17 protein-coding genes are annotated in these 17,994 nt (G+C 69.1%); 6 read left to right on the top strand and 11 right to left on the bottom strand.

Annotated features, from left to right (window positions below; translation table 11 throughout):
- Positions 1 to 17: 17 nt before the first annotated feature.
- From CC117_RS22420 to CC117_RS22395, 6 genes are read right to left on the bottom strand one after another with little or no spacing between them, the layout of a single operon-like run.
- On the bottom strand, positions 18 to 575 hold the full coding sequence (locus CC117_RS22420; RefSeq protein ID WP_071087288.1) for a flavin reductase family protein: 558 nt from the start codon (positions 573 to 575) through the stop codon (positions 18 to 20).
- A complete protein-coding gene (locus CC117_RS22415; RefSeq protein WP_071087286.1) occupies positions 572 to 1,075 on the bottom strand; it encodes a hypothetical protein in 504 nt (167 codons plus the stop codon). Before CC117_RS22415 ends, CC117_RS22420 begins: the two co-directional genes overlap by 4 nt.
- A gap of 12 nt (positions 1,076 to 1,087) precedes the next feature.
- Positions 1,088 to 1,603 carry a type II toxin-antitoxin system RatA family toxin gene (locus CC117_RS22410; RefSeq protein ID WP_071087370.1) on the bottom strand — a complete coding sequence of 172 codons (516 nt, stop codon included), beginning with the start codon at positions 1,601 to 1,603 and terminating at the stop codon, positions 1,088 to 1,090.
- Positions 1,604 to 1,608: 5 nt separating this feature from the next.
- Positions 1,609 to 2,904 (bottom strand): aspartate aminotransferase family protein, encoded by a 1,296-nt coding sequence (locus CC117_RS22405; protein WP_071087284.1) that lies wholly within the window; start codon positions 2,902 to 2,904, stop codon positions 1,609 to 1,611.
- 19 nt (positions 2,905 to 2,923) lie between these two features.
- Positions 2,924 to 4,063: an acyl-CoA dehydrogenase family protein gene (locus tag CC117_RS22400; protein ID WP_071087282.1), complete on the bottom strand. Its 1,140-nt coding sequence runs from the start codon at positions 4,061 to 4,063 to the stop codon at positions 2,924 to 2,926.
- A 32-nt stretch (positions 4,064 to 4,095) separates the two neighbouring features.
- Positions 4,096 to 5,790: an aldehyde dehydrogenase family protein gene (locus CC117_RS22395; RefSeq protein ID WP_241830325.1), complete on the bottom strand. Its 1,695-nt coding sequence runs from the start codon at positions 5,788 to 5,790 to the stop codon at positions 4,096 to 4,098.
- A 406-nt stretch (positions 5,791 to 6,196) separates the two neighbouring features.
- Between CC117_RS22395 and CC117_RS22390 the strand changes: the two genes are divergently transcribed.
- Together CC117_RS22390 and CC117_RS38205 are read left to right on the top strand one after the other, a co-directional pair.
- Positions 6,197 to 7,234: a DUF2156 domain-containing protein gene (locus tag CC117_RS22390; protein WP_116287867.1), complete on the top strand. Its 1,038-nt coding sequence runs from the start codon at positions 6,197 to 6,199 to the stop codon at positions 7,232 to 7,234.
- An 82-nt stretch (positions 7,235 to 7,316) separates the two neighbouring features.
- Complete coding sequence (locus CC117_RS38205) at positions 7,317 to 7,481, top strand: hypothetical protein (RefSeq protein ID WP_198541948.1); 165 nt, start codon at positions 7,317 to 7,319, stop codon at positions 7,479 to 7,481.
- A gap of 83 nt (positions 7,482 to 7,564) precedes the next feature.
- Here the strand turns inward: CC117_RS38205 and CC117_RS22385 are convergent, their stop codons facing one another.
- The 3 genes from CC117_RS22385 to CC117_RS22375 form a co-directional block, all read right to left on the bottom strand.
- Positions 7,565 to 8,338, bottom strand: a complete 774-nt coding sequence (locus CC117_RS22385; RefSeq protein ID WP_071087365.1) for an AfsR/SARP family transcriptional regulator — start codon at positions 8,336 to 8,338, stop codon at positions 7,565 to 7,567.
- 602 nt (positions 8,339 to 8,940) lie between these two features.
- Positions 8,941 to 9,690: a hypothetical protein gene (locus CC117_RS22380; protein ID WP_071087280.1), complete on the bottom strand. Its 750-nt coding sequence runs from the start codon at positions 9,688 to 9,690 to the stop codon at positions 8,941 to 8,943.
- 144 nt (positions 9,691 to 9,834) lie between these two features.
- Complete coding sequence (locus CC117_RS22375; protein ID WP_241830324.1) at positions 9,835 to 11,334, bottom strand: MFS transporter; 1,500 nt, start codon at positions 11,332 to 11,334, stop codon at positions 9,835 to 9,837.
- Between the two features lie 766 nt (positions 11,335 to 12,100).
- Between CC117_RS22375 and CC117_RS22370 the strand changes: the two genes are divergently transcribed.
- Positions 12,101 to 13,033: an AfsR/SARP family transcriptional regulator gene (locus CC117_RS22370; RefSeq protein ID WP_241830323.1), complete on the top strand. Its 933-nt coding sequence runs from the start codon at positions 12,101 to 12,103 to the stop codon at positions 13,031 to 13,033.
- 122 nt (positions 13,034 to 13,155) lie between these two features.
- On the top strand, positions 13,156 to 13,398 hold the full coding sequence (locus tag CC117_RS22365; RefSeq protein WP_241830322.1) for a hypothetical protein: 243 nt from the start codon (positions 13,156 to 13,158) through the stop codon (positions 13,396 to 13,398).
- Positions 13,399 to 13,512: 114 nt separating this feature from the next.
- Here the strand turns inward: CC117_RS22365 and CC117_RS22360 are convergent, their stop codons facing one another.
- Positions 13,513 to 13,932, bottom strand: a complete 420-nt coding sequence (locus CC117_RS22360) for a nitroreductase family deazaflavin-dependent oxidoreductase (RefSeq protein ID WP_071087359.1) — start codon at positions 13,930 to 13,932, stop codon at positions 13,513 to 13,515.
- 405 nt (positions 13,933 to 14,337) lie between these two features.
- Between CC117_RS22360 and CC117_RS22355 the strand changes: the two genes are divergently transcribed.
- Complete coding sequence (locus CC117_RS22355) at positions 14,338 to 14,877, top strand: hypothetical protein (RefSeq protein WP_071087278.1); 540 nt, start codon at positions 14,338 to 14,340, stop codon at positions 14,875 to 14,877.
- Positions 14,878 to 15,287: 410 nt separating this feature from the next.
- Complete coding sequence (locus CC117_RS22350; protein WP_198541947.1) at positions 15,288 to 15,713, top strand: YybH family protein; 426 nt, start codon at positions 15,288 to 15,290, stop codon at positions 15,711 to 15,713.
- Positions 15,714 to 16,051: 338 nt separating this feature from the next.
- On the opposite strand, the gene CC117_RS22345 is transcribed toward CC117_RS22350, so the two are convergent.
- Positions 16,052 to 17,404 carry a PhoX family protein gene (locus CC117_RS22345; protein WP_071087274.1) on the bottom strand — a complete coding sequence of 451 codons (1,353 nt, stop codon included), beginning with the start codon at positions 17,402 to 17,404 and terminating at the stop codon, positions 16,052 to 16,054.
- Between the last annotated feature and the right edge of the window lie 590 nt (positions 17,405 to 17,994).

Raw genomic sequence — 17,994 nt, 5'->3', positions numbered from 1 at the left:
GCCAGATCGGTCGCAGGTCAGTCGAGCCCGGTCGCGGCAGCGCCGGTCAGCGGCCGCCGGCCGCGCCGGCGGGTCACCTCGTGCAGCTCGGCGCCGTGGACTCCGGCCGCATAGCTGATCAGCGGGCTGCCGGTGCCGACCGTCCCCTCGACGACCTCGGCGACGTGCAGGTCGTGGTCGCCGGTGGTCAGCCGGGCCTGCAGCCGGCAGCTCATCGCCGCCACGGCGCCGGCCAGCCGCGGCGCGCCGCAGCCGGCGTCCGGTCGCCAGTCGAGCCGGTCGAACTGGGCGAGGCCGGCCGGTCGGTCGGGATCGGCGAACCAGTCGGCCAGCAGGGCCTGCCGGCGGGACAGCACGTTCACCACGAACATCCCGCTGGTCACGGCCAGATCGGACGTCAGCGAGCCACGGCGCAGGCTGACCCCGACCAGCAGCGGATCCCGGGAGACGGCGAGGACGGAGCTGACCGTGGTGCCGTGCACGACGTCGCCGTGCCGCACCGTCAGCACCGTCACGCCGGTGGAGAGCCGGCGGACGGCGTCACGGCGACCGTCGGACCCGGGCCCGACGGTCATGTCCCGGAGCCGGCGGTCAGCCCGGAGAGCCTCGGAGCCGTCTCGCTGCCGCGTCCGCGGTCGCTGTCGAGGTCGGCGGCGAACCGCTGGTAGGCCGGGTGCGGCTCGGGTTCGAAGGCGAAGCCGAACGGCTTGTAGAAGTTCCCGAACAGGCCGCGGTCGCCGAACAGGTGGATCGGAATCACGAGCAGCGCCCACTCGGGACCGGCCACCCAGATCCAGATACCGATCACCGCCCCCTGCGTGATCATGCTGTGCATCACGTTGTAGGCGACGTAGTAGGCCCTGGGAACCTGGTGGTCCGGGCTGCGCCGGTAGGCGATCGCGCCGGGGATGTAGCCGATGAGGTCGATGTAGGCGAAGAGAACGATCGCGGGCAGCCAGCGGACCTCGCCGATGTTCGCGAGGAACAGGCCCGTGAGGACGGCGAACGCGACCAGGTACTCGGCCCGGTGCAGTCGKTAGGTGGTCGGCGTCTCGACCGGGTTTGCGGCGTCCATGGCGATACCCCGTCAGGCCGTGGCCGGGACGGCAGCCTCGGCGCCGCCCACGTTCGCCGGTGTCAGGTCCAGGCCGCCGCCGAAGGTGACCTTCTCGTGCATGYCGGCGATCGCCCAGGCGACCGTCTCCTTGATGACCCGCTCGGCGATCGGGTCGAGAATGYCCTCGAGGCTCGGGATACCGAAATCGAAGTCGCAGACGAAGCGCACGGCCGTGTCAGCCGGGTTGCCGCCGTCGACGGCGAGCGTCCAGGTACCGGTGAAGACGTCGAAATCGCCCTCGGTCTGCTCGAACTCGATCCGCAGCTGGTCGGTGAGGAAACGCTCGTCCTCGGACCACTGCAGCAGCCCGCTGCGGAAATGCAGCTCCCAGCTGGACGAGCCGGTCGGCTCCGGCCGGCCGCGGTGCACCACCACCGACTCCGCGTGCGGAGCCAGTTCCTGGTACCGCTCCCACGACGCCACGTTCTCGAAGACGTCCCCCGGGGAGACCCCGTGGACGACCGCGTCCAGTACGACTTTCCGCATGACGGTCACAGCCCTTCCGGCATCGTGGCACCGTGTGCCAGCAGGTCGTCGGTGGCCTGCTCGAAGGCGGCGAGCAGGAAGTCGACCTGCGCGTCGTCGAGAATCGCCGGCGGCGTCAGCCGCACGACCGAGCTCCCGTTCATCGAGTGGTTGGCGACGACACGGTTGTTGAACAGTTCGATGAGGAACTCGCCGGCCAGCCCGGCCTCGGCGAACTCGATGCCGATCAGCAGGCCCTGGCCACGCACCTCGACCACGAGCCCCGGCAGCTTCCGGTTGACGATCTCGGTGAGGGCGGACAGGAGCCGCGCGCCGAGGCTGGCCGCCCGCGCTGGGACGTCCTCCTCCTTCGTCGCCCTGATCGCCCCCACGACGGCGGCCATCAGGACCGGCGCGCCGGTGAAGGTGCCGGTGTGCCGGTACGGGTCCTTGTCGAAGACCGAGAACGTCCTGCGGTTCGCCAGCGCCGCGCAGACCGGCAGCACCCCGCCGCCGAGTGCCTTGCCGGTGAGCAGGACGTCCGGGAGCACCCCGTAGAGGTCCGCGCCCCACCAGGCGCCGAGCCGGCCCATGCCGGTCTGCACCTCGTCCAGGATCAGGAAACCGCCGTACTCCCGGCACAGCGCCTCGACGCCGGGCAGGTACCCCGGCGGCGGCAGGATGACCCCGCCCTCGCCCTGGACCGGCTCGACGATGACGCACACCTCGCCCGGATGGGCGGCGAGCTCCGCCTCCAGCGCGGGCAGGTCCCCGAACGGGATGTGCGTGACGTCCGGTAGCAGCGGCCGGAACGGCTCCTGGTACACCTCCTTCGCGGTGACGGACAGCGCGCCGAGGGTCTTGCCGTGGTAGCCCAGGTGCATCGAGACCAGCCGGCGCCGGCCGTTGGCCCGGGCCAGCTTCAGCCCCGTCTCCACCGCCTCCGCGCCGGAGAGCGCGAAGTGCATCCGGTTCAGGCTCGGCGGGACGACCGACGCCAGCGCCTCGGCGGCCCGGCCGACGGTCGGCTCCAGCAGGATGCGGGTGGCGATCGGATGGGCGTCCAGCTGGTTGCGAACCTCCGCCAGCACGGTCGGATGCCGGGCGCCCAGGGTCAGCACGCCGTAGCCGCCGCAGTTCAGGAACCGCTCGCCCGCACTGGTCCACAGCCAGGCACCGGACGACGCCATCTCCATGTGGCTGCCGAACATCTCGGCGACGACGGCCCGGCCCTTGCTCAGATGCTGGCGGTAGCGCCGCAGGGTCTGCGCCGGCGACTCGGGGCCGGCGATGTTGGTGGGCGGCTGGGTGACTGTGGTCATGGACAGGCCTCCAGTGCGGTCAGGCGAGGACGAGCGGGCCGCCGGCCCAGTACTCGACGAGGGCGTCCGCGGTGCTGGTCCGGGACGGCGGGTGGAAGCCCAGCGGGCGGACCGCCGAGCACAGGTAGGCGATCTCCGGTGCGGTGATGAAGGCGATCCCGCCGAGCAGCTCGACCGCCAGGTCGGTGGCCAGGGCGATCGCGGTCTGCGCGGCGAACCGGGCCACCAGGACGGCCGAGACTGCCTCGTCGCCGTCCAGGCCGTCGCGCACCGCCCGGGCCACGCCCTCGGTGAGCGCGACCGCGTTCTCCAGGTGCAGCCCGAGGGCTGCCCGGTCGCTGACACTGCCGCGGCCCCGCGCCAGCACCAGCTCGACGAGCGTGCTGGCCGCCCCGACATAGGCGGAGGTGACCAGCATCTCGAACCAGACGAAGGCGGCGGCCTGCAGATCGTCCAGCCGCTTCGGGTCGTCCGCCGTCGTCCGGATGAGCAGGCTGTCCGGCACGAACACGTCGGCGAGCCGCACCTCCTCGCTCTGGGCCGCCGCCAGGACCGGGCTGGACCAGAACGGGTGGGTGGTGATGCCCGGCGAGTCCGCCGGGATCAGCAGCACCGCCAGGGTCGGCGAGCCGTTCTCCCCGGGAACCGACACGCTCGCCGTCAGCAGGCTCATCGAGCCGGACAGGCTGCACGGCTTCTTCGCCCCGTTGACCAGGAACCCGCCGTCGACCGGGGCGCACACCACCGACGGGCTGAGGATGTTCTGCTCGGTGCGGCCCTCCGCCCAGCCGGACGCGAGCAGCAGGCCCTCCGGCGCGATCCGGGCCAGCTCCCGGATCTGCGACGGGGTGAGCCGGTCCGCGTCGGCGGCGAGCGCGAAGAGCATCGCGGTGGTGAAGTTGTGCATGGTCGCGGCGACGCCGAGCGACGGCGAGCTGGCCCCGACGGCCCGGGTCACCCGCACCGCCTCCAGCGCGTCGACGCCGTGCCCGCCGTAGGCGGCCGGGGCCAGCAGCCCGGTGCCGCCGTGCGTCCGGAACAGGTCGATCACCGGGCTGCCGGGGGTTTCCCGTTCGGTCAGCGGAATGTCCGCCAGGCTCTTCACGAGCCCGGGGTGATGACGTTCGCAGGCGTCACGCGCCACGTCGAGGGAACGCATGGGAAATGTCCTCCGGTCGGCCCTGGCGGGAATCAGCGTTCGAAGGCCGCGATGCTCGGCACGACGCCGGTCGCGATGCTCACGCCCTGAATGTGCGAGGTCTTGAGGATCGGGTAGTTCGCCTCACCGAAGGCGCCGCCCGTCAGCCCGGTCCCGCCGTGCGTCGGAAGGTAGGGCAGGAATCCGATGTGCGAGTCGTTCACCTTCACCAGGCCGCCGTTGCGGAGCCGGCTGATGTAGCGCTCCACCACGGTGGGGGAGCCGGACCAGAAGGAGTTGCGCAGCCCGTACTCGTTCGCGTTGGTGAATTCGATGATCTCGGCGAGCAGTTCGTCGTCCGGGGTCGGCGCGGGGACGACGACCGGCAGCAGCGGAAAGAACGTCTCGTGCCGCACCATGTCGAGTCCCCGTGCACCGGCCAGCCCGTTCACCCGGACCACCGTCGGCTCCAGGAACATCCCGGCCTGGGAGGGAGTCCCGTCCACCTCGAGTCGCCGCCCGCCGGTGACCAGCTCACCGCCCCCGGCGATGGCCTGCCGCAGCAGCGCGAAGAACTTCTCGCTGCGACGAACCGGTGAGAGYACCACCTCGTCGTCGTCGGGGAAACCCGGCCGGATCGTCTCGGCCCGGGCCTTGAGCAGCCGCAACAGCTCCTCGGCGACATCCGGGTGCACGATCACGTGGTTGGGCACCATACAGATCTGCCCCGAGCCGTAGAAGCACTCGGTGATCGCCTCGACGGCGAGCGGGAGATCCGCGTCCTTCCACACCACGAAGCTGTCGTTGCCGGCCAGCTCCAGGATCGGCTTCTTGCCGCGGGCGACGCACTCCCGTTCGAAGCGCAGCCCCGCCTCGCTGCCGCCGAAGTACAGGATGTCGTTCACCTGGGGATGCTCGAGCCAGCGGTCGAGCATCTGCGCCGGTTTGCCGCAGATGACGTTCAGCGTTCCCGGGGGCGCCCCGAGCTCGTCGAGCAGCGGCACCACCAGCTCCCGCAACAGGAACATCGTGCTCAGCGCGATGCTGCGGGGCGCCCGCACGACAACGGCGTTGCCAGCCATCAGCGCCAGCACGGCGAGCGCCGAACTCGGCGCCGGCGCGTTCTGCGGCGGATTCAGGCAGACGACGCCGTCCGGCTGCCGGCGGACGATCAGCCGGCGCGGGCCGTGCGTGAACTCGGCGTACATCTGCTGCTCGTAGAAGGAGCAGCTGGCCTCGCTGAACACCTGCAACAGGCAGGCCAGCTCCCAGCGGGCCAGCCGGCGGGGGTGCGCCTCGGCCACCAGGATCTCGAGGAAGGTCTCCTCGTGCTCCAGCAGCTTCTCCCGGAAGAGCCGGCCGAGCCGGAGCCGGTCGGCCAGCGGAACGGCCGCCCACTCCGGCACGGCGGCGGCGGCCGCCTCCGTCGCCGTGTCGACGTCGGCATCGGCGACGACCGCGCAGCGGCCCGTCACATACCGGTGCTGGGCGGCCGGTGAAAGCGGATCCGGATCCTGTTCCAGCGAACGCTTCAGGCTGACGCTGGTGAAGACGTCCTCCAACAGCGACCGGGAACTCACCGTGTACACCCAGCCGACACCCTCGACATCCTTGCCGCCGATGTAGGAGGGATAGCTCAGCAGCGGCTTCTCCCGACTTCCGGGGGAAACGGTCGCCCGGGCCGGCGGCGTGTACGCGCCCGCAGACCGGCCGTCTCCAGAATTTGGCCTCGGATGTGGTCTCGCCATGGCTGTCGACTTCTCCTCAGACCATCGCCGATGTCTCGGGGACCTGTGAAAGGTGCCGGAACCCGCATTGCGCAACCCCGGCTCCACCGGGCGGCTGGTGCCTGGCCCGTCGAATTCGATGCTGGCGGTGCCGGCTTACCCGACGCTGACGCTCTTCTGACGCCCGTCGTTCCACCGGCCGTCGCGGACGTATTTCTGACAGTGCGCTTACCGGACGCTGACGACCGGGCCGGGACGGGCCCCAAAACGCATTCTTGTATCTTGCCGCCCTGAGTTCTGGCGTCGTATGGTCGCGCGACGCCCGTGGGTCGGATCAGGAAGCCTTGCAGGTGCGGTGAGTGTCGCCGTCGCAGGCTCGGCACCCGGGCGAGCCATCCCTGCGGAACCGGCGGACAGGACTATCCCGATGACCGAAACCGTGACCAGAACCGTGACCCGAACCGACCCGACCAGCCCGGCGAGTCCTGCCCAGGCCGCGCTCCGGGCCATTCAGGAATTCACCGACGCGGAGAATCCCAGCTCCTTCCTGGCGGTCAACGAGGGCAATGCGTACTTCACGCTGCCCGGCCGGCCCGGAGTCGTCGTCTACCGACCGACCAGCCGCAACCTCGTCCAGCTCGGCGGCCCCTTCGCGCCCGCGGAGTCCTACCGCGAGCTGCTGACGGCCTTCGTCGACTTCGCCGGCCGGCAGGGAAAGACGGTCGTCGCGGTGCAGGTCCAGGCCGCCGATGCGGCGGTCTACTCCGAGCACGGCTTCACGGTGAACCAGATCGGCTCCTCGTACGCGGTGRACCTGGCGGGGTTCACCCTGGCCGGCACCAGGTTCATGCAGCTGCGGAACAAGATCTCGCGGGCGCTGCGTAACGGGCTGACCGTCATCGAGGCCGACCTGGACGACTGGCACGACGAGATGCGCGCCCTCGACCGGGTCTGGCTGCCGAGCAAGGGCGAGAACGCCCGCCAACTGGAGTATCTGGTCGGCCAGTACGGCGGGCCGATGCAGGAGCACCGGCGGTTGTTCGTCGGCCTCGTCGAGGGCAGGCTCGCCGGGTACATCTCCTACTCCCCGGTGTACGGAAGCCGCCCGGGCTGGATGCACGACCTGAGTCGACGGCTGCCCGGCAACTCACCCGGAATCATGGAGGCGATCAACAAGGCCGCCATCGACGTCCTCCAGTCGGAGGGGGTGCGATGGCTGCACTTCGGCTTCACGCCGTTCACCACCCTGCGCGACGATCTCGAGCTCCCGGGCGCCAGCACGGCGTTCACCTGGTTCATGYACTTCCTCTGGGAGCACGGCGCGGCCGTCTACCCGGCGGCGACCCAGCTCGCCTACAAGGAGAAGTGGGCGCAGAGCGTGATCCTGCCCGAGTACGTCGCGTTCCAGGGCCCGGCGAGCATCGCCGACTTCGTCCACATCTTCCGGGCGGCCGGCGCGCTGTGACGGCACGACGGCACCAGTCACCCACCGCGCCGGCCTGCTCCGGCTACCGGCGTTCCGCCAACACCGATCGGAGATTCTCCAGATGAACGACCTGCCCGAGACGCCCGCCGCCGTGGAGCGGACCAGGGAGAAACTCGTGGAACTGTTCGGCGCGGTGTGCGCCGACCCGGACGACACCGCGCTGTGCGCGGCGGCCGACGGCGTGCTCGCCGAGCTGGACGGCCTGCTCACCGCCGACGCACGCTGACCGGTCAGGCCCCCGTGGCCGGGCGGGGTCAGGCCCGCGCCCAGCCGCCGGCGTGTTGCGGCCGGCGGCTGGGCGCGTTGCCCTCACCGCTGAACAGTCAGTAGCGGGCTGTGGGAGAGCACCGCCTCCGCGGTCCGCCGCAGCGTCGCCGACGGCCCGGTGCCCAGCTCGCCGGTCAGTCGGCGGCGCAGCCGGTGGTAGTAGTCGAGTGCCTCCACCTGCCGCCCGGACCGGTACAGCGCGATCATCAGCTGTTCACAGAACCGCTCCCGCAGCGGATGCATGGCGGCCAGCTCCCGCACCTCGCTGAGGATCGTCTCGTGCCGGTTCTCCACCAGCTCGAGGTCGAACAGCAGCTCCAGCGCGTCCAGCCGGGATTCCTCGTAGTGGGCTGCGGCCGCCCGGCACATCGCGCCCTCGACGGCGGCGCCCGAGAGCGGACCACACCACAGTGACAGCAGCTCCCGCAGCCGTGCGACGGCCTCGTCCCGCCGGCTGTGACACCAGCTCCGGACGTCACGCAGACCGGTCATGAAGACAGTCGCGTCAATCTCGTCGGCCGGCGCCAGTTTCAGCCGGTAGCCGCCGCCGTGGCGGGCCACAATGCTGCCTTCGGGCCGGTCCGGCTCCAGCCGGTGGAGTTCCCGCCGTAATCGGCTCACATGCGCCTGGAGAGCGTTCCTTGCGTTTCGGGGCGCCTGCGGCCCCCACAGCTCCTCGATGAGGGTTCCCACCGCGACTGCCGTTCCCTCGTTGATCAGCAATGTCAGCAGAAGCGCCTCCTGGCATCTTCCACTGATGCTGCTCCGTCGGCCGTGCGCGGAGACTGCCAGTGAGCCGAGAACGGAAAACTGCATGGCGATCCACTCCTGCCGCGAGATCGGGATCGGATCCACGCGTGGACCCTGCGCTGCGCCACGAAACCCTGGGCCGTGGACGCACGCTCATGGCGATGCGACTCGCCGACATGGTCGCGCCGGGTCCGGGTGATCAGCGGCTTGCGCCGCTGGGACCAGCGCGACTGTCCAACTGGGTGCCGGGATCTCGCCGTGTCCCCACGCTGAAAGGCCGGGCACTGCCGAGATAGGCAAGGGTTCCTTGCACTCGGCTGATGCTCATGGTGAGTGGCTCGGTGCTGGGAGTCAATTGTCGGGCAGATGATATCAATATGAACAGCAACCGTTCACAGAACGTGATATAAGGCGCGGGCGTGACTGTGACTGTGACTGCGGCTGCGACTGGCGGCCGGCGCGTGCTCGCTGCGGCGCGGTGGGCTGCGATGGGATGGCGCCGGTGGTTCGCCGCTCCGCGGCGCCGAGCGGCAGGTGGTTGCTTCGGACAACGCGAAGCGGGCGGGAAGGGTCATAAGCCCGTTTCCCGCCCGCCTGGCCTCTCCTGCCCGCTCCCCGGGCTGCTGTCACCTGGCCGCCGCGCCAGGAATGTCTGGCGGCCCCGGCACTCAGATGCCTGGCTCGACCCGTTCGACGAACCGGTGGCCGGCCGAGATCCGCCCGTCCGCGTCGAGCACGAGGAAGTCGAACCCGTCCGCCGCCCGCCGGCCCTCCGCCGAGCGCAGCTCCCAGTGCAGCCGCAGAACGTCGCGATGGCCGTCGGCGTCGCCGGTGCGCCGGGAACGGTAGCCCGCGGCGATCCGGGCGTCCGCGGCCGCCACCACCTTCTCGACGGCTGCCAGTCCGCTGGCCGTGCCGCCGGTCTCGGCGTCCACCAGCGTGCCGCCGGGCGCCCAGACGGCGGCGAGCCGCTCGCGGCGCCGTGCCTGGTCCGGCTCGTTCCACACCGCGAGGTAGCGGTCTGCCAGCTCGTTGTGCTCCACCGACGGGACGGCCGGGTCGTTGAACTGGTGGTCGATCAGAATCCGTCCCTCGTCGTCAAGAACGAGAACGTCGAAGCCGGTCGAGGCGGCCTCACCGCCGGCCGCGGGCACCATCTCCCAGCTGAACTTCACCAGATTGCCGTGGCCGGCGAGGTCATCACCCACGAGGAAGAGGTAGCCGCCGTCCCGTACCCACTGGATGTGGGCCCGGCCGACCCGGCCTTCGATGGCGTCGTAGCCCTGGAAGGCAAAGGTCTGGACGAAATGCTCACCCGTCGGTGCCCAGAGCTCCTCCACCGCCCGGCGACGTGCCGTGGGGTCGGGTTCGTTCCAGATCGCCATGTACCGCTCGACCAGGTCGCGATAGTTGATCACAGGAGTCTCCTGCCCGAGATGTGGTTGATCGAGATGTGGTTGATACAGAAAGTCGGCGCTGCCCCGGCCGGGGCATGGGCCGGGGCATGGTGTCGGGACCTGTCACGCGAACTGCCGGAGCCCGCCTCCCCTGAGGGGGAACGGCTAGCGGCCACCCGCGCCGCGTGGCACCCGGGGGAGCAGCTGGACCAGCAGAGCGAGCGCGGCCCCGATGCCGATGAGGAAGAACAGGCTGGTCCGGAAGGCGTCGGTGAACGTCTCCAGATCCGCACCGTCGCCGATGATGTCGTAGAAGATCACGCCGATCAGCGCGACGCCGAGTGCGTTGCCGATCTGCACCCCGGTGGTCAGGACGCCGGTCGCGGAGCCGGCGTGTGCCGGGGTGATGCGGGAGATCACCGTCGCCGCCAGCGGAGCGACCGCGAGCCCCATTCCGGCACCGTCGAGGATGAGCGCCGGGATCAGCCAGCCGAGGCTCACATCGCTGCTCGCGGCGTAGAGAATGATCACCATCGCTGTCAGGGCGATCATCCGCAGCACCCCGCCCAGCGCGATGACCTGCCGGCCCAGCCGGGCGGCGACGTGCCGCGCGGTCATCGAGGTGGCCATGTAGCCGCCGCCGATCGCGACGAAGATGAGCCCGGCCTCCAGGGCGTCCAGCCCTCGGCCCTGCTGCACGTAGATGGCGAACACCAGGAAGAACGACGCCTGGCCGGTCCAGAAGACCACCTGGGCCAGCAGCCCCGCGGTGAACGCGCGTTCGCGGAAGAGGCTCAGGTCGATCAGGGGCGAGGCACCGCGCCGGGCTGCCGCGCGTTCGTAGACGGCGAACAGCGCGAACAGCGGCACCGCGGCGGCCAGGAGGAGCCAGGACCACAGCGGCCAGCCCTGCTCCCGGCCTTCGATCAGCGGCAGCACGACGGCGACCAGAGCCGCCGTCACGATGAGCGTGCCGACGATGTCGAGCCTGGGGCGACCCGGGGCGCGGGATTCGGGAACCCACCGGGGCGCCAGCAGGATCGCCACCAGACCGATGGGAATGTTGATGAGGAAGCAGGCCCGCCAGCCCAGCCCGAACACGTCGCCCTTGATAAGCAGGCCACCGATCAGCTGGCCGAACACCGCCGAGATACCCATCGCCATGCCGTAGGCATTGATGGCTCGGGCTCTCGCCTCACCACTGTACGTGGTGCCAAGAATGGTCAGCACCTGCGGTGACATCACCGCGGCGGCGGCGCCCTGGAGGAGCCGGGCGGCTATCAGAAGTTCGACGTTGGGCGCCACGCCACAGACCGCCGACGCCAACGTGAACACGGCCATCGCCGCGATGAAGACGCGACGCCGCCCGTAGATGTCACCGAGCCGGCCGCCCAGGATCATGCCGGAGCCGAAGGCCAGGGCATATCCGGCGATCACGAACTGCATGGCCGCCGCGCTGGCCGTCAGATCGATCTGCATGGAGGGGATGGCCACGTTGACGATGAAGAAGTCCAGGCCGCCCATGAATGTGCCGGTCAGGACCACCAGAAGTGTTCCGAGATGTGGCTTTGTGACCGGTGACGCAGGTGGCGAGGGTGGCGCGGGCGCCGCCGTCGGGGCGCCCGCGGCCCTGGCCGGGGCTGCGGGGTTGAAACTCGTGGTCATCGAGGGCACTCCTCATCGACAGGACCATTCCGCCGGTCGAACCAGATCGGAACTGGCTCGGGGGAACGATCCACGGCCGGCCGCAGGCCCGTCAATTACCTGCGAGGTAAGCGAACAGCGCGACGGAGCGGTCGTCCGGGYGGTCGACGGAGCGGTCGTCCGAGCGCCTGAAGCAACTGCATCCGCCAGTGCCGCTGYAGGAGAGGGTGCTTGAGGCGGATGCAAGGGTGCAAAGCAGCGGTGCGGTGGGGTCCGAGCGGTGCTGGCCGGGAAACCGCAGGTATCGAGAGTGCTGGCCGGGCACGCGGCCGACAGCATGCCGAAACCAGTGGCGGAATTACCGGTCTCCGCAGGTGGCCGATCGACATCCGTGCCCGCTAAGGTCGCTGGTCATTCCGCTCGTCAGTACCCCGTCACGGCGATGTCAGGCCTACTATTCAATGTGTATATCTGGTTACGGATGGCTACTGTTGGTCGAGCCGTGATCAGTGCGGCGTCCTGTGGGCGAGATAGCTGGCAGGGTGGCGTGGATGGCTGCAAAGCCTGTCGGAGAGAAGACACCAGCGCTGGGAGAATCGTTGTCATCATCGATGTTGTCACRATCGCAGCGAAGCAGGTCGGACCTTGGTATCGGTCGRCAGGCCATCCATAGTCGGGAGAACCGTGTGGTGCCGCAGCAACAGGTATTTCGAGAACGCCCCGGCCTCCCGCGGCGATCTCGCCGTTCACCCCACCGTCCCGCTGTGCTTCACGGGTAGTAGAGAAGATGCTGATCTTTCGTGTTCTGGGCCCACTCGAGATCGAGACGTCAACCCGGATCGTCCGTCCGACCGGATCGCTGCAGCGGACCCTTCTCCTCACCCTGCTGACCAGTACTCAGCGCCTGGTCAGCACCGGGATGCTGATCGACGAGCTGTGGAACGGCCAGCATCCGGACCGGGTGGAGAACGCCCTGCAGGCCCATGTCAGCAGGCTCCGGCAGAAACTGGCCTCGCTGGAACCCGACGCGGCCACGTCCCGGCTCATCGCCCACTCCAGTGGCTACGAGCTCGTTGTCGGCGAGGGCGAGCTGGACGCCGAGATCTTCGCGAACGCCCTGACGGATATCCGCGCCCGGCAGAGCGGCACTCCGCCTGCGGTCACCGCCGAGGCGCTGCAGGATGCTCTCGGACTCTGGCGCGGCCCGATGTTCGGCGCGGCCCGCGGCGGCCCCCGCTGCCGCGCGGCGTCCGCACGGTACGAGGAGCTACGGCTGGGCGCCCTCGAATCGTTGATCGACTGCGAACTGCAGTGCGGTGAGCATGCGAGGACCATCCCCCTGCTCCGGGACCTGCTGCGGGAACACCCGTTCCAGGAACGATTCAGCCAGCAGCTCATGATCGCGCTGTACCGGTGCGGCCGGCAGGCGGAGGCGCTCGACGTCTACCGCGCGCTGCGGTTCCGGCTGATGGACGAACTGGGCCTCGAACCCTCCCCGAGGATGCGTGACTACGAACGCGCCATCCTTGAGCAGGATCCGATGCTTGGCCGGCCGGCGCAGGTGCACGTCGCCGGTCCGGTGTCCGCCGTCGGTCCGGCGTCCGGCGTCGGTCCGGTGTCCGCCGTCGAGGGGAAGGCCCAGCCAGCCGTCCGCCCGGGCGGCGTCCTCAGCAAGAACCTGCTGCGCACCCTGGGTCGGGAACCGTCCATCGCAGGCTGATCGCGGCACGGCGCCAGCTGCCCTGACCGCAGCGATGAGGAGGCACGGCGACCACACCGGACCGGGTGCGCGTGGGTCGGGGCAGCTGGCCGAGGGACGGTTACGGGGGCACCCTGCCGGGCGTGACCAGAGAGCAGACGCTCGATCCGTACTGGGCCCTGGATTCGACCGCCAGGGCAATGCGTGAACGGTACGACTCCGATCGATGGGGCCACAACTGGACGTACGTCATCGTCGCCCACAACGTGCCCACGTGGGCCGCCGAACGGGCGCAGGGCAAGCTCTCGGCCGCCAACCCCGACGACAAACCGAAGCTGGACCGCATGACCGGCTACCTGCCCAACGTCCTCGCTCGAACCTGGTGACGGCCCGCAGCTCCGCCGGCGCGACCAGCCGTGGGTGCGGACAGGCCGGCGGAGCTGCGGGCCGTCACCCACGGCTGAGTGGTACGTCCGGTCCCTGTCCCTCAGACGTGTCCCTCAGGCGCGCTCGAGCACGACCACGGGGATCGTCCGTGCTGTCTTCGTCTGGTAGTCGTCGTAGTCGGGCCAGGCCTCGACCATCTTCGCCCACATCCCCGGCTTCTCCTCCGGTGTGGCGACCCGGGCCCGGGCTGCGAAGCGTTCGCCCTTGATCTGGACCTCGACGAGTGGGGTGGCCTCCAGGTTGAGGAACCACGCCGGCGGCTCCGGGGCGCCGCCCTTCGAGGCGACGACGAGGTACGCGTCCTCCCAGGGCTGGAAGATCAGCGCGTTGGTGCGCGGCAGACCGGACGAGCGCCCCGTGGTGAACAGCAGCAGGATCGTCGTGCCGTTGCRCCAGTGGTACCCGTCGCGCCCGTCGGTCTCGAGGTATCGCTCCACATGGGGAGCTCCGTGCAGCTCGATCGCAGACGTCATGTGCCCCATTCTGCCCGAGGTGACGGCCGACGAACGTTTCCTCCGCCAGGACGATGGGACCGCTTCCGGTGGCACCGTGCGACGCAGGCGGGATCCGGACCTGTCACAGCCCCGACAGGCGGACCATTCGTTCGATTTCAGGTTGAATGAGCTGAACCCCCATCATCCCTAAATCCTCGTAACGCTTCTGGTGGACTGATCTGATCCCGCTGCATCTGTAAACTGTTTGCGCAGGCCGGATTCGGGTAGAGAACCCCCGGGGGGAATTCAAACAGTAATCTTTCGTGATCTGAGATGTCGCGGCCGTGATCTGATCTGAGATGTCGCGGCTGAGGGGTTGCGGCGAGATGAAGCCGGGCCGATGGGCCGTTTTGTCTCCGCAGTTTCGCGAGAAGGGTGGCAGTAGTGACTATTGGACCGGTCCAGCTGCTTGTTCTGGGATTCGATCATCCTGACTTTCATGGGGAAATAATCGAAGAACTGGAGCGTCTTCGAGAAAGCGATACCGTGCGTGTGATCGATTCTCTGGCCGTCTACAAGAACGCTGACGGAGATGTCGAGGTAGAGCACCTGAGCAACCTCTCCGAGGACGAGGCGATCGAGCTCGGCAGCAAGGTCGGAGCTCTCGTCGGGCTCACCATCGAGGGCGAGGGCGGCGCCCGGGAAGACACGCCGGCCGGCTCCGAATCCTCGGCGGGCGGGTCACCCCCGGACGAACAGATGTGGGACGTCATCGCGGACATTCCGAACGACTCGGCGGCTGCGCTCGTTCTCCTTGAGCATCACTGGGCCGTGCCCCTGCGTGATGCCATCGCTCGGTCGGGAGGGTTCCGCCTCGCCGACGGATTCATTGATCCTTTCGACCTCGTCGAGATCGGGCTGCTCGCGGCCGAGGAAGCGCCCGAGCTGCGCGCAATGGAGAGCGCGGGTAGCAGGACTTCGTGAGCACCATCGTGAACGAGGAGGCAGACATCATGTTCGGATCTCGCCGGGTCGCCCGCCGTACCGCCCGCCGTACCGCCCGCCGGACGTCGCGCAGGGTCGGCCGCCGAAGCCTCTGACCTGGCCGCAGACAGGGCGGGCAGGTGACCGCTCTCTCGGGGGCTGAGGGCTGTCCGCACGGAGGCCCGCCCCGGTGCTCGCGCACCGGGGCGGGCCTCCGGCGCTGATGACGGATTCCTGAGCGAGCCCACGGTAGGCGGTCGGCAGTCGCGCCGCATTTCGCCGGGCGCATCATCGTCGCCCGCGACCTCTCCATCGTGTGACATCTTGTCGCGGGAAAGCGGCCAGCCGCCCGCACCCGGCACGCTAGGCTTGGCCGAATGCTCGCCGACGACGATGGGCAGGCGCCGCGTATGCGCGATCCAGGAGTGGTTCCCGACAGTGCCGAGATCGCGCGGCGGCTGACTGCCGAGGCGCTCGTGGCCGAGCTGTTCAGCCGGTTCGACGCTCGCGATGTCGACGCCGCGCTGGCGCTGTACACCGAGGATGCGACGGTGTTCCAGGCCCGTGGGAGAGATGCCGTCCGGTCCGTGATGGAGCGCGGCATGTCGCCGTCGCGTGGCCGGCACCTGATCACGAATCTGCGGGCCTGGTCCCTCGACGCCGGCCGGACAGCCGTCGAGTACACGGCTGCGGCGTTCACGCTTGAGGGCGACGGGCCGTTCACCGCCCGGTCCGTGTTCGACCACCGTCAGGTCCAGCGGTGCGAACCGGACGGTGTGTGGCGCATCGCCGAGCACGAGATCCTCGGCTACACCCCGCCGGCCCAGGTGCCGTGACCGGCTGGGTTCGCCCCGGCCGGTCACGGCACCGGTGAGCAGAATCCGGGGCTTCCCGAGCAGCAGACGGGCGGGTCGGGCGTCCTGGGGATATGCGAACACAACCAGCGACCGCGCCGCGGCTTCCGGCGGCCTGGCCGGCCGTCGCCGGCCGCCCCTCTCCGGCCGGGTTCAGGGTGGCCTGAACACCAGCGGTGAACAGTGGCTGTGAGCAGCGGACCAGCCTCTGTAGCCCCACGGGGTCCGGGCCGATTCGACCCGGACCCCGCTCCGTTCAGGTGACCACCTGGCGCCGGGTTCGTTTCGCAGGAGATGCCGTGCCGGTCAGGTGCGAGGTGTTACAGGATGCCTTGACGCCACGGCCCGGTGATGGCGAAGGTGATGCCCGGTGACTGGATGTTCACGAACAGCCAGTTTCCGCCGCCGCCGTTGTCGAAGCAGGCCCCACACCATTCGGAACCGGTGAAGTCGCCGCTGATGCCGTTGACTGCCTTGTCGCCGGGGATCACGACGTTGTTCTCAGCGAACTGGAAGATCAGACCGTCCGTGGACAGGCCGTGCAGGAACTCCCGGCCGCTCCCGTCCTCGCACAGGACGAGGCCGCCACGCGGGCTCACCGTGATGTTGTCGGGGAAGTTGAGCACGTTGGCGGCCGGTGACTCGAACACACAGGTGAGGGTCATCGTGTCGGAATTGTAAGCGAAGACCTGTCCTTGTCCGGCCGCACCGCCGCTGGTGGCGGTCATGTAGACCAGCCGGTTTCCGTACCAGAGGCCTTCCGGCCGGGCGAACTCGGCGGCTCCCAGCACCAGACCCTGCTGCACCACACCATTGCCGGTGTCCGGGTCGGGGTTCGCGATCGGTACCCATTCCACCGGCAGAGTGGTGCCGGTGCCGACCGCGCCACGCAGGTTCTTCCGGAACTCGCCTCGTATGGCGAGCATCTCCAGCCTTCCCCCGTCGGCGAGGCGGCCCTGGGTGTTCGGCGTGAAGCGGTACCAGCCGCCGGGCGTGRCATCCTCGCTCAGATATACGTAGCCGTGATGGTCGACCGCGGTCGCCTCATGGCTGAACCGCCCCATGGCGGGGATCGGCATCGCGTCGGACACCCCGTCGGCCGGGACCTCGAACACATACCCGTGCCGCTTCGAGCCGATGGTCGTCGTCTCCTCACAGCTGAGCCAGGTGCCCCAGGGGGTGGGACCGCCCGCGCAGTTGCGGATCGTCCCGGCGAGGCTCGGCCGGGTCTCGATGTACTTCGCCTGGTCCGGGTCGAAGACGACCGTCGTGGTGCCACCCGCAGCGGTGCTGTCGTAGGTCGGGATCCCACCCGTGCCGATCGGAGCGCCGGTGCCGCGCTCGTGATTGCGGACCAGGTGAATATTTCCGTTGTGTCGGAAAGCAGCCATTCCATCGTGCGCGCCGGGAGTCGCGCTGCCGTCCGTCATCGGGTCGCCGGTCCACCCGAAGCTCATGTACTCAAAGCCGCGGGGCAGCCGCAGCAGCTCGAGGCCCGTCGTCCGGTCGGCGGCCGGGTAGAGCGGACCATACCCGCCTCCCCTGATCGGGGCGGCGGAGGCAATACGCGTGGAAAGTGAGCTGAACGGGCCGGCCAGTGCGGCGCCTCCCAGCACTGCCGCTCCTTTCAGCAGCCCACGCCGCTGCGGCCCGACCTGCGAATCTGCTGCCATTGAATGACTCCCCTGTTGAATTAGTGAACTCCCGTCCGTGCTCGATGGGTAAACCTAGGAAGCCTTGTTTAACGCACGCCGAACGTCTGATGTTGCAGGCATGTACAGTATGTACATGCCTTCTTTGGGATAAGATCGTCATCGCAAATTTGCATACAAATTGCTACTCCCCGTGCCCATGGATCTCGATTGTGCGGTGAGTGACTTCTATGTCACTCGGTTTTGAGTGCCAAGTGGTGGCTGTTGAGCCCCGGGAAAGGGTGGCAGGCCAGGATCTGGCTGGGCTTGAGGTGCTATCTGTGATCAGATGGCGAGGGCGTGCTATGTGCGGCCCGGCCCTGTTTCGGCGGGGCTCTGTCGGGGTCTGCTTCAAATGATCTTTGGTGTAGCCAGGTGCTGATAGCTGCGATGGCGACCATTGCTCTGTGACGGAGGGCAGCCTGAACCACCCCGCCGCGAATGAKCCATCGAACTCAGGAAGGACGATCCGGGCCGCGCCTGGAGCAGCTGGGAACTCGTCGAACGGATCCCTCACATGGCCTGCTGACCCAGCTCTCTGAATGGGCCACCATCGGCTTCTCGCTCACCCC

Source organism: Parafrankia colletiae (assembly GCF_001854655.1).
Lineage (GTDB): Bacteria > Actinomycetota > Actinomycetes > Frankiales > Frankiaceae > Parafrankia > Parafrankia colletiae.
Note: the sequence above shows the minus strand (reverse complement) of the source record. Positions and strands in the feature narration are given on the sequence as shown.

Coding starts and splice junctions, on each gene's coding strand:
- CC117_RS22405 (WP_071087284.1), bottom strand. CDS start 2,904: ATGACCACAGTCACCCAGCCGCCCACCAACATCGCCGGCCCCGAGTCG.
- CC117_RS22350 (WP_198541947.1), top strand. CDS start 15,288: ATGCGCGATCCAGGAGTGGTTCCCGACAGTGCCGAGATCGCGCGGCGG.
- CC117_RS22370 (WP_241830323.1), top strand. CDS start 12,101: ATGCTGATCTTTCGTGTTCTGGGCCCACTCGAGATCGAGACGTCAACC.
- CC117_RS22400 (WP_071087282.1), bottom strand. CDS start 4,063: ATGCGTTCCCTCGACGTGGCGCGTGACGCCTGCGAACGTCATCACCCC.
- CC117_RS22385 (WP_071087365.1), bottom strand. CDS start 8,338: ATGCAGTTTTCCGTTCTCGGCTCACTGGCAGTCTCCGCGCACGGCCGA.
- CC117_RS22375 (WP_241830324.1), bottom strand. CDS start 11,334: ATGACCACGAGTTTCAACCCCGCAGCCCCGGCCAGGGCCGCGGGCGCC.
- CC117_RS38205 (WP_198541948.1), top strand. CDS start 7,317: ATGAACGACCTGCCCGAGACGCCCGCCGCCGTGGAGCGGACCAGGGAG.
- CC117_RS22420 (WP_071087288.1), bottom strand. CDS start 575: ATGACCGTCGGGCCCGGGTCCGACGGTCGCCGTGACGCCGTCCGCCGG.